This is a genomic window from Segatella intestinalis (genome assembly GCF_029348455.1).
Classification (GTDB): Bacteria; Bacteroidota; Bacteroidia; order Bacteroidales; family Bacteroidaceae; genus Prevotella.
Window position 1 is genome coordinate 1 of sequence record NZ_JARJVV010000031.1, and the last position, 12,190, is coordinate 12,190.

Sequence of the window (12,190 nt, forward strand, 5' to 3'; positions counted from 1 at the left end):
GGAAAAAGGTGAAGTCTATGACGTAAACTACATCAGGCAAGATCCAAGGCTCGTTAAACATAATTAACGTTAAAAATGCGCTCAAAGCTTGCTCAATTAGAGTAAAACAGGGCGTGCTGCTTCTAAGAGCTTCTTCCCTTTACCTTTGCTTTACCCTTCGGCCAGCGATTTTCAATTCCGCTACGCGCCGGTGACCGTTGGTTCTGGGCGTGTGGGGCTTACTTGAGAAACTTGAATTCCTCATTTTTATATTGTTTTCCAGAAAGTTCAGCCAGATTCAGGCTTATTTCCTCAATTTCAGGATTTCCTCCAGCGGAAGTTCTGTGGCTGTTGATACTTGCTCTTCAGAAAGACCCATTGACAGAAGGCGGCGGGCTGTAGATATCTTTTCTTTTTCCATACCTTTAGCCATACCTTCCTCACGCCCCTTTTCCAAGCCTTTAGCCAGACCTTCCTCACGTCCCTTTTCCAAAGCCGTATCTATAGAGTTCTTGACATCACGATAAGCCTTCAAACTATCCTCATATTCATTCCTCATTTTTATATTGTTTTCCAAAAGTTCTGCCAGATTCAGGCTTATTTCCTCAATTTCTGGATTTCCTCCAGCGGAAGTTCGGTGGCTGTTGATACTTGCTCTTCAGAAAGACCCATTGACAGAAGACGGCGAGCTGTAGATATCTTTTCTTTTTCCATACCTTCCTCACGCCCCTTTTCCAAGCCTTTAGCCAAGCCTTTAGCCATACCTTTTTCCATACCTTTAGCCATACCTTTAGCCATACCTTCCTCACGTCCCTTTTCCAAAGCCGTATCTATAGAGTTCTTGACATCACGATAAGCCTTCAAACTATCCTCATATTCTTTCAACTCTGTTGGAGTGAACTTCGCAATCTCGGCCTCCTCAAAGAGTTTAGTAAACACTTTCTCTTTCAAGGCTGAAGGACGTTCATCCAATCGGGAAAGGTTTTTCAACACATACAACCACTTATCATAAAGCGTGTCAAGTTCCTCCTCTGTCTTATTGAACTTCGCTATCTCAACATACTTGAAAGAAAGTTTGTCATTAAAAACCTTAAGAGTCTTCTTGTCAAGCAAGCCTACATCATGATTGATATCATTCTTGTCAAATGCCTCTTCTTCCAAGTCGAAGTTCAGCAGAGCAACAGTATATACATGTTCAAGTTGAAAGTTCCATTCTGCACCCTTTGGAGCCTGTTCACGGATAGGAAAAGTAGAATAGAACAAAGAACGATCCTTGAAGTACTTCTGATAAGCATTCTGCATCTCAACGATGAACTTTTCACCACGTTCATTTTCGCAATATACATCAAAGATGGCCTTGCGCTCGGCAAAGACGTCACCAACGTGCTCACTATTCAAGTACTTCACATCCTTGATGACCTGAAAACCATCAAACAGGGAATTCAAGAAATTGATGAGCAAATCCTTGTTAGGCTTTGTTCCAAAAATACGCTTAAAACCGAAATCGGTAAGCAAGCTAATATATCGTTCTTCTATCCGTTTCATATCCATCTCCTTTTAAAACGTATAACTGAATTGTGATGCAAAAATAAGCTATTTTCTTGAAAATACAAAAAAAACAGCAAGAAACCTTCAAGTTATCTGCAAATTACGCAAAAACAGTTTCTCCTAATCTCATCAAAAACAAAATGATTCGCTCTAACATGAGAGCCATACAGAGTTCCGCTTACCCGATTTGGTTTTCCTCAAGAAATGGAAGACAAGACTATCAGTTATCTGCTGGATAACATGAAAGATATATTGAAAATAATTGCTTGCGCATAAGTGTTTTTTACGGAAAAATGTATCATAGTATCATTATTTAGTATGATATCCTTATAAACATCTGATATACTGCACAATACAAGAATGATACTTTTTCGTTTATTTTACAGGAAGTATCATAGAAGTATCATAGAAGTATCATAAATCACAAGAAACATCATTAAATTCGGCTTTGAGTCGATTTAAAAGACTAAAAAAGAAGTGTCTTCTATTCCAGTTTTGAGCCCACTTGAAAAAGTCAATTTTACGAAAACATACTCTTGATTATCAAGTTGCAAAGACAAAAAAAATACGATTTTCGACTTTTTCAAGTGGACTCTTGACTGAAGTTTCTGTAATACGTAACTTTGCACCTACTCTTCCTGTATGTAAAGAATGCTAATACAAACTATGAATAAGAAGAAAGATTGACAAGCTGGATTAGGAATAAAATCACATAAGCCGTTCTGTAAGAGACCATCAGGTGGTCTGTCTTGCCCGTCAAATGGGTACTCAGGGAACAAGCGACGGGCATCGACTGAACAAGCGACGGGCATAAACAGAACAAGCGATGGGCATTGATTGCCCGTACGGTGTTCACAGAGTGCCCAAAAGTCAGGCGATTCTTGGGCACTCCTTACGGATTGGCGGCTTTGCTTTTATGCATAATGTTTCATGACGATTTTGTGATACTTAGATGACGTTTTTTATGATACTTCTATCAGATTGATGATACTTCTATGATACTTCTTGTAAGATAATCCAAAATGTATCATTCTTCTATCTTATTATATATCAGTTATTTACCTCTACGTTCTGCCAAAGAATGATACTTTGACACTTTTTTCATAAAAAACTTTTTTCGTACGAACACATACTCAACGGTAAATCCAAAAAGTATCTGATATGAAATCTTATAGATACAAAAAAAATACATCACGATGTAAACTTTACCACAAAAAAAGAATAATCCCATATTTTCTGCTTAATTTTTCAATATTACTAAGAAGAAAAGAAAAATAATTTGTTTTTTCAAAGAAAAGTCTTAACTTTGCCTACATAAATAAAGAAAAAGAGGGTGTGTCATAAGTCTGTGACACACCCTCTTTATTGTATAAGGAGTGGAGCTGGAGGGATTCGAACCCTCGTCCGCACAAGGAAACCATACGCTTTCTACACGCTTATTCCAGCCTTTGGTTTTCGTGACATGGCAAGACCTGGACCACCAACCATGCCCTTATCCTCTAAAATTTCACACTTGCAACGAGGCCTACAAGCGCTATTTCCGATTTACCTGCACCGCTTGACCAACAAGATTCGGAACCACATCCGTTGAGCGATGTCCCGTTCCATCACCTTGTGACGGAATAAAGCCAATCTACTGTACTTCGATTAGGCAGCGAGAGCGTAGTTATTTTCGCCAATTAATTGTTCGTTCACTAAGATTTAGGAGGTAGCCAACGAGCCTCCGCGTGCTTACGTACCATCTCATCTCGCCGTCAAATCCAGTCAACCCCGAATCTGCTTGCTTCTTTCATGATGGGAAGATACAAACATCCCAATAGCCACTCACTCGTAACTATTGGGATGCAAAGATAGGACGATTATTTGAAATCTCCAAATATTTTTTCAGTTTTTTATGCTTTAACAGTGCTAAAAGACAACTTAGTACGATTAAAGAATGAAATCAGCGCTTGAAATTGATGGTCTGAGAGAACTTGGTACTCATCACCTTGCCTCGCTCCGAACCAGGATTCCACTTGGTGCGACTGCCAATGGCTGTTATGGTACGGATGGCTTCCACAGAAAGCACGGTCTTGACCTGTATCTCAACGTCTTTCTGCTCGGAAGGACTCAACTTAGAGAAGGCTGCACCCGAGAGAGGCTGACCCTGATATTCCTTCACGGTGATATCCGACAAATTGCCTTCCTCGTCGACGAGGAAAGAAAGCTTCACCTTGGCAGTGGCATGATACTTCTTTGCCACCTCTGGGAACTGGAGCTCTTCAGAGATAGCCTTGCCTAAGGCTTTCATTCCACCAGGATATTCTGCTACATGGATATAAGGAGTCATCTTGCCCGCAGCTACAAGCTCGGCAATTTTCTTCTCCATATTGGCAGCCACCACTGTGGTATACGCCACCTTTCCCTCAGGATCAATGAGATACATGGTAGGGAGCCACTGGATATTGTAGGCCTTGGAGATGTTGGTTTCCTTCCACTTCTTGTACTCGCTGAACATGCTCCACTTAATCTCATTCTCAGCGCGGAAAGCCTTCAACTTCTCCTTGTCGGTGTCGAAGGACACGCCGATGAGCTTCACCATGTTGCGATATTTCTTATAGATATTCTTCACCGCAGGAATCTCCTTGCGACAGTCGGGACACCAGGTTGCCCAGAAGTCGAGCACTACCCAACAGCCAGGACGCAACAATGTGCCTTCCTGATGGGTGCTGTAAGAAGACAAAGAAAGAGCAGGCTGGTCGGCTTTGGCTTTCTTGAGTACAAAATCGGGAGCCTGAGTTCCCACTTTGAGCAGACCCTGGGTGTACTTGGCATCAAGGTCGTCGGCACTCTGTGCCGATGCTCCTAAGCTGCATACGGCAAGCAAGAGCAATGAAAAGATTGTTTTCTTCATAAGTTGTTTATACATTATTATATATGACCTTTATTTCTTCGTAGCCTTCACGAAATAGGTAATGAGGAGGGCATAAGCGATGAGCGAGCAGACCTCAGACAAAGGATTGGTCCACCAACTGTCAGCAACACTCACCTCGATGCCACCAAACTTGAGCAGTGCACTCACCACACCCATCAAGGCACCACCGGCAATGAAACCACTGGCTATGAGTGTACCCTTCTCGCCACGCTCCTTGTTTACCTGAGCGTCCTTAGAACGGGAAGTGATCCACCAGTTAATGGCTCCACCGACAACAAGAGGCACATTGAGTTCGAGAGGAATAAACATACCCAAGGCAAAAGCCAAAGCTGGAATCTTGAAATAGGTAAGCACGATGGCCAACAAGGCTCCGATGCCATAAAGCACCCATGGTGCTCCCACTCCATTCATCAACGGATCGATGACTGCTGCCATGGCATTGGCCTGAGGTGCTGCCAATGAGCCTGAAGCGAAACCATAAGTCTCGTTCAAGAGCATCATCACACCGCCTACAGTAGCTGCACTCACCAAGGTGCCAAGGAACTTCCAGCTCTCCTGCTTCTTGGGAGTAGTACCCAACCAATAACCTATCTTCAAGTCGGTAATGAACGAGCCAGCCACAGAAAGTGCAGTACATACCACACCACCCATGATGAGAGCTGCCAACATACCGCCAGGACCTTTCAAACCGACTGCCACCATCACCACAGAGGCAAAGATGAGGGTCATCAACGTCATGCCCGAGACAGGGTTACTGCCCACGATAGCGATGGCATTGGCGGCAACAGTAGTAAAGAGGAAAGCAATAACGGCTACCAGCAGAATGGCGATAATGGCAAAGAGCAAGTTGCCATCCATCACACCAAACCAGAAGAAAAGGAAGGTGACAAGAATGCAGACCAGCGAACCGATGCCGATGATCTTGAACGAGATGTCGCGCTGAGTACGCTTCACCTCCGCATCGACCCCACTCTTTCCTTTCAGCTCCTTGGCTGCCAAACCGACAGCTCCCTTGATGATGCCCCAGCTCTTGATGATGCCAATGATACCAGCCATGGCAATACCACCGATACCGATGCTGCGGGCATAGGCACGGAAAATCTCCTCAGGAGACATGGCTCCTACGGTAGATGTAATGGAAGGATCCCAGGCATTGAGCACCTGGTCGTGGAAAAGCAGACTCATACCAGGAACGATGAGCCACCATACAGCCAAAGAGCCAAAACAGATATAGAGGGCATACTTGAGACCCACGATGTAGCCCAGACCGAGCACGGCAGCACCCGTATTCACCTTGAACACAAGCTTTGCCTTGTCGGCAAGGTCGCAGCCCCATCCGATGACGCGGCTTGTGAAGTTCTCGTTCCACCATCCGAAGCTTGCCACGATGAAGTCGTACAAACCTCCCACCAGTCCTGCTATGAGCAAGGGCTTGGCCTGATCGCCACCCTTGGCTCCGCTGACAAGCACCTGTGTGGTGGCTGTGGCCTCAGGGAAAGGATACTTGCCATGCATGTCGCTCACAAAGTACTTGCGGAAAGGTATGAGGAACAGGATGCCCAGGACTCCTCCGAGGGCAGAAGCTAAGAATATCTTCATAAACGAAGTGGTCATCTCGGGATACTTGGCCTGCAGAATATAGATGGCTGGCAGGGTGAAGATGGCTCCCGCCACCACGGCACCCGAACAGGCTCCGATACTCTGTATGATCACATTCTCGCCCAAGGCCTTGTTGCGCTTAGTGGCTGTGCTCACACCTACGGCAATAATAGCGATAGGGATAGCAGCCTCGAACACCTGTCCTACCTTCAGTCCAAGATAGGCTGCTGCCGCCGAAAAGATGACAGCCATCACAATACCCCAGGTTACCGACCATGCATTGACCTCAGGATAAGCCTTGTCGGGACCCATCAGGGGCTGATACTGCTCACCGTCCTTCAACTCGCGGAAGGCATTCTCGGGGAGATTCATTTCTTCTTTCATCGTGTCAAAAATAAAATATGTGTTACGTATAAAATATGATTAACCAATCATTATTTCTCTATCGTAATGGTATACTCGCTCATGAAGCTGGCACCTGGCTGCAGGCTGTTCATGAGATACTTGTCCTTGAACTCGCCGTCGTACTCAGCCCAGTCGTGAAGACCATACCAAGGTTCGATGCACACGAATGGAGCATGCTTGCCTGTAGGACTCCAGATACCAACAGCAGGAGTCTTGATGTCGAGTGAGACGTGAGGCTGACCTGCCTCGTCGAGAAGAGTGATCTTCTTAAGCTGACTGCGGTCGAAGATGACGGCATCGTCAGCAAAGCTGTCCTCGGTAAATGTCCAAACACCATTCTCGGTAGGCACCTTGTGATAGCCCTCTACCACGCAACCGCCCACATTGCCATAGAGGCGCTCTGGATCAGGGTTGTCGAACTTCAACTGTCCCTTCAGTTCCTTACCCTTTTCGGCACCAGGAACGAGGAAAGCGGGATGACCGCCAATCTGGAAGAAGATTTGCTTGTCGTCGGTATTGGCAACATGCCAGATTACATGCAGTTTCTTACCCTCCAGACGATAAGTGATGGCTAAGTTGAAGTGATAAGGATAGTCCTTGAGTGTGGCCTCGCTGTCGGTCAGGGCGTAGGTGATTCGGTCTTCGCCCTTGCTGATGAGCTGAAACTCTGTATCACGGGCAAAGCCATGGCGTCCCAACTGATACTTCTTGCCGTCGATACGGTATGTATCCTTCCACAAGCCGCACACAATAGGGAAAAGTATAGGAGAATGGCGATTCCAGTACTGCTCGTCGCCGTCCCAAAGATATTCGTTACCTTGAGCATCCTTGATGCTCTGAAGTTCTGCTCCAAGAGATGAAATCTCTACTGTGAGCTGCTCGTTCTTGATCTGTTCCATTTTGTTTTATGTTGTTTGGTTATTTTGAATGTATTCAAGGTTTGCGTAGGAGAAACTCGCTACTTATCCGCAAAGGTACAATTTATTTTCGAAAAAGTGACAAAAGCAACCATTTCTTTTGCTATTTTTTCTCTTTTCTCGAATAAAAGATGTACTTTTGCTGCCCGAAATAAATCGGATAATACCTCACACTCGCCAACAGAGTGGAGCTGGAGAAAAAATAGTAAAACAACACAAAAAGAAATGGAACAACAACCTTCTGGCAACAACACATTGAAAGGTTTTTCAGCTGCCATAGTGGCTGCAGTCTGTTATGGTACGAATCCTTTAGGAACCCTCAAGCTGTATGAAGACGGATTCAACTCGGGTACGGTACTCAGCTATCGGTATGGTCTGGCAGTTCTGATGTTCGCTCTTGTCATGCTGATACGCAAAGAGAGTTTCGCCATCAAATGGGGACACGCCATCAAGTTTGCACTCTTGGGCACCTTCTTCGCCCTGTCGTCCATCACCCTTTACGTGAGCTTTCATTACATGGCAGCAGGCATCGCGAGCACCCTGCTCTTCGTCTACCCCATCATGACAGCCTTGCTGATGACGGCTTTCTTCCATGAGAAGGTGACATGGAGCACATCGATGGCCATCCTGCTTGCCGTAGCAGGTGTAGGAATGCTCTACCAGGGTGACGGTGACGCCAAACTCAGCACGGCTGGTTTTGCCTTGGTCATGGCATCATCATTACTCTACTCCATCTACATCATTGCCGTCAACCAATGGCAGACTACCATGTCGAGCCTGAAGTTCACCTTCTGGATTTTGGTATTCTGCTTCATAGCGATATTGGTGTTTTCGTGGTTGTCGGGCGACAGCCTGCAGATGCTCCACACTCCTATGCAATGGGGGTGCGCCCTGCAGTTGGCTCTTCTGCCTACGGTGCTCTCGCTCTTCTTCATGACGATTTCGATCAACCTGATAGGCTCCACCCCTTCCGCCATCATGGGGGCTCTCGAACCTGTAACAGCTGTATGTATCGGTGTGCTTATCTTTGGCGAGGCATTCTCGTTGCGCTTGGGCATCGGCATCCTGCTCATCCTGGCAGGTGTGGTTCTCATCATTCTAAGAAAAAAGAAATCTTGAAAAAAGGAAAATGTTCTGACACAACATGATTACCATTCTATGAACGATTTACAACATATTCCTGCATCACAACCGGACGAAAGACAACTGTCAGTTAAGCATTTGTCACATCACCAGGCAACATTCCATACTCATCCTTGAAACACTTGGTGAAATAAGAAGGTGAAGAGAAACCCACCTCGTAAGCCACCTCAGAGATGTTCATGCTGTTGGCTTCGAGCAGACGACGGGCCTTGGCAAGACGAGCCTTGCGCAAAAGGTCGACTACCGACGAGCCGGTGATGGCCTTCACCTTACGATAAAGCTGCACACGGCTCAGTCCTATCTCGGCTCCGATATCCTCGACACCAAAATCGCTGTTACCCATGTGCGACTTGATGATGTCGTGCAACTGCTTGACAAAAGCCTTGTCACGGTCGTCCAGTCTGGACACCTCCTCTGTTTCTTTTCCTTCGGCAGCACCCTGTGCAAAGAGCTGACGCAGATGGGCACGCTGGTGCAACAGATTTTCCACACGAGCCAGAAGCACCTTGCTATGGAAAGGCTTGGTGATGTAAGAGTCGGCTCCCTGCTCATAACCTTCTGCACGATGTTCTTCCAGATTCTTTGCTGTGAGCATGATGACTGGAATGTGCGAGGTGGCGGTATTGGTCTTCAACTGCTGCGTAAACTCCAGTCCATCCATGACTGGCATCATCACATCGCATATCACCAGATCGGGCACTTCCTTACGGGCTATCTCAAGTCCCTCCCTACCATCAGATGCCTCGAGCACAAAATAATAGTCCTGCAAGAGAGTTCGCTCATATTGTCGGATGTCATTATTGTCGTCTATGATCAGTATGGTGGGCTTTTCGCCATGCTCGCTGATAATTTGCTGCAATTTGCCGCCATGACGTTCTCCGTCGTCGATATACTGCAACGAGCCGTCATCGCAGAAAGAAGAGGACTTATCGGCAGCTTCCGACTGTGGTTCTTCCACAAAACCTTCTTGCTGTCGGGGCAGCAGGACGATAAAGCAAGTGCCTTTTCCTGGTTCACTCTCTACCCTCACCTCACCATGATGCAACTCTACGAACGACTTGACCAAAGCCAGTCCGATGCCCGTACCACTCGCCGCACCCTTGGCCTGGAAAAAGCGCTCGAACACCTTGGTGAGTTCTTCCTTGTCGATGCCTTTACCCGAATCCTTCACCTCTATGCGGAGCCGTTCTCCCTCATCCGCCAAAGACACATGAATAAAGCCACCTGCAGGGGTGTACTTCAAGGCATTGCTCAGAAGATTGAAGACTATACGGGCGAGTTTCTCCTTGTCGGCCACGACATCGGCAGAAGAGAAATGCGAGGTGTCCAAATGCAACTGTATCTTCTTACGCTGTGCCGTCATGGCAAAGTCGCCCGTCCACTGCTGCAAGGCCTCTGGCAAATCGAAACGGCTCAAACTCAGTTCCATTTTGCCGTTCTGTATCTTACGGAAGTCGAGTATAGAGCCTACCAACTGCTGCAACGACAGAGCATTGCGCTGCACCATCTGCAAAAGTTCCCTGCTCCTACCCTTGATGGAACGGTCGTCGAGCAACATCTCCACAGGGTCGGCAATAAGCGTCAAAGGTGTACGGAGTTCATGACTGATATTGGTGAAGAACACCAGTCGCGAATGTGTCAGTTCGAGCACCTCCTCGTTGAGTCGCTTCAACTCGTCATTGCTCTGGGCAAGCTGTTCATTAAGACGGGTCTTGACAAGATAGCTGCGGAACATATAAATTGCCACTACTACGATGAGCACTACCAACAGAACAAGTCCCAAGGTAAAGAACCGCTGCACATGATAGGCGGAGTTGTATTGAGAAACCTTCCGGTGCAGCATGTCAAGACTGCTGCGCTGCTGCTCGCTGTCCTTCGACTCCATCAGAATCAGTTCGGCATTATTCCGGGTTACAATCGATGTGGGCAGATAGTTGTCGCGGGCAAATGGCTCATGACGCAAGATCTTCATAGCCAGAGCTATCACCTCGTCGCCCTTAGTAGGATAAAGCATGGAAGCCTCCAACACTCCTTGTCTTACCAACTCAAGTCCGCCATGCTTACCTGCCAAACCGTCTACGCCCACAAAACGACATTTGTCCTGCAAGCCATGCTCACAGGCTACTTTATAGGCACCATAAGCCATGCGGTCGTTCTGCGCAAACACATAATCGAAGTCCTGTGTCTTGGACAATACTCGTTTCATCACCTCCGAACCGCTCTGCTCCTTCCAGTCACCCGATTCGGAAGCCACAATCTGCAAATCGGGATAGGCATTCAAAGCATCAACAAAACCGCGATGGCGGTCGATGGCAGGAGAAGAATCGTCAAGACCACGTATCTCAACGATACGTCCCTTTCCATTCAGGCGCTGGGCGATATAATCGCCAACCAATTTACCCAACAGATAGTTGTCACAACCGATAAAAGCTGTATACTTCTTCGATTGCGTCTTACGGTCGACAAGAATCACAGGAATGCCCTTCTGCTGTGCTCTTTCGAGGGCAGGCGAAATGGCATTCACCTGATTGGGAGAAACGATGAGCAGACTGACACCCTGGTCGATAAAGTAATTGATCTGCGACAGCTGACTGTCATTGTCGTCATCGGCAGAAGCCAGACGCACCTCTACTGAGTCATTGAGATACTCGGCTGTCTTCAACTCGCTGTTCAGTTTCTCTCGCCAAGCATCCATAGAGCATTGCGAAACGCCGATAATATACTTCTTGGGCTTGTTGCCACATGAGCAAAGAAGCTGGCAGCATAATATAATAAGATATAGAGAACCTATACGAAAGTTCCATTTAGTAGTCATATCTCTTAAGTTAAAATAAAGTCATATTCGTTTTCATCCGCAAAAATACGAATATTTTTGAGAAACAAAGGCATCTTTGCATTTTTTTAGATTTCCACAAAACTATCATGCAACAATTAGAAAGCCACCAGAAAGACTTTCCTATTCTTTCTTTGACTATCTAAAAACGAAAAAAAGCACTTGAGAACTAATGTTCACAAGTGCTTCTTCGTAGCGGGACCGGGCTACGATCCCGGGACCTCCGGATTATGAATCCGACGCTCTAACCAACTGAGCTATCCCGCCATCCGAGCAAACCATTGCTTGTTTGCGGGTGCAAAGGTAATACAAAGTTTTGAACTGAGCAAATTATTTCGAAAGAATTTTGCAAAAAAGTAATATTTTTGCTTTTTATACTCTTCCGAAAGATACTACACCTTATTATATATATAGCAGTTACGAATTTTTCAACAAGTATCCTCATCCAAAGACGCAGCTATGAAGTCTGCAAGGCTTATGCACTTCTTTACCCCCTACAGCCATGAATAGTTACTTTAGTACCACAGAAAATGTTGCGAACTGTACGGTTGAAATTACCCAATATTTTCGACCTGTATGGTTGGAACGCCCTGGGCTAAGAGCTTCTGCCCTTTCAGGGCGTGCTGCGTAATTCCATCCGTACAGGTCGAATATTTTCTTTTAGTTATGAATTTGTTCTGGCTCTTGTTGATAAATCTATGTTCTAAACTTTAGAATATAAGTTCGATACTCAGGGCGGACGCATCAAAATGCGTTCGCCTCCAAAAGTTTTGACAGGTAATTTTCGTCCCAGCCAGCTTTCATTCTTTTTAAGTTGATACTTCCCTTGATCGTTTTATCCTTTTTAAGGAT

At 46.0% G+C, this 12,190-nt stretch carries 7 protein-coding genes, 1 tRNA gene and 1 other RNA gene; 1 reads left to right on the forward strand and 8 read right to left on the reverse strand.

What is annotated here, in order from left to right; genetic code table 11:
- Positions 1–283: 283 nt before the first annotated feature.
- From P3T48_RS14135 to P3T48_RS14160, 6 genes are all read right to left on the reverse strand, one after another.
- Entirely contained in the window at positions 284–538 is a 255-nt protein-coding gene (locus P3T48_RS14135) for an RpnC/YadD family protein (protein WP_276507114.1), read from the reverse strand.
- 38 nt (positions 539–576) lie between these two features.
- Positions 577–1,530 (reverse strand): Rpn family recombination-promoting nuclease/putative transposase, encoded by a 954-nt coding sequence (locus P3T48_RS14140; protein WP_276507115.1) that lies wholly within the window; start codon positions 1,528–1,530, stop codon positions 577–579.
- Between the two features lie 1,371 nt (positions 1,531–2,901).
- Positions 2,902–3,299, reverse strand: a transfer-messenger RNA (tmRNA) gene (gene ssrA, locus P3T48_RS14145).
- Between the two features lie 170 nt (positions 3,300–3,469).
- Positions 3,470–4,420 carry a redoxin domain-containing protein gene (locus P3T48_RS14150; protein ID WP_276507116.1) on the reverse strand — a complete coding sequence of 317 codons (951 nt, stop codon included), beginning with the start codon at positions 4,418–4,420 and terminating at the stop codon, positions 3,470–3,472.
- A 30-nt stretch (positions 4,421–4,450) separates the two neighbouring features.
- On the reverse strand, positions 4,451–6,424 hold the full coding sequence (locus P3T48_RS14155) for an OPT family oligopeptide transporter (protein WP_276507117.1): 1,974 nt from the start codon (positions 6,422–6,424) through the stop codon (positions 4,451–4,453).
- 50 nt (positions 6,425–6,474) lie between these two features.
- The gene (locus tag P3T48_RS14160; protein WP_276507118.1) at positions 6,475–7,344 is read right to left on the reverse strand and encodes an aldose 1-epimerase family protein; all 870 of its coding nucleotides are present in this window, start codon (positions 7,342–7,344) and stop codon (positions 6,475–6,477) included.
- 243 nt (positions 7,345–7,587) lie between these two features.
- On the opposite strand from P3T48_RS14160, the gene P3T48_RS14165 reads away from it, so the two are divergent.
- Entirely contained in the window at positions 7,588–8,481 is an 894-nt protein-coding gene (locus P3T48_RS14165; RefSeq protein ID WP_217759024.1) for a DMT family transporter, read from the forward strand.
- Positions 8,482–8,575: 94 nt separating this feature from the next.
- On the opposite strand, the gene P3T48_RS14170 is transcribed toward P3T48_RS14165, so the two are convergent.
- The gene (locus P3T48_RS14170; protein WP_276507119.1) at positions 8,576–11,320 is read right to left on the reverse strand and encodes a substrate-binding domain-containing protein; all 2,745 of its coding nucleotides are present in this window, start codon (positions 11,318–11,320) and stop codon (positions 8,576–8,578) included.
- Positions 11,321–11,531: 211 nt separating this feature from the next.
- Positions 11,532–11,605 (reverse strand) — tRNA-Met (locus P3T48_RS14175).
- Positions 11,606–12,190 lie beyond the last annotated feature (585 nt).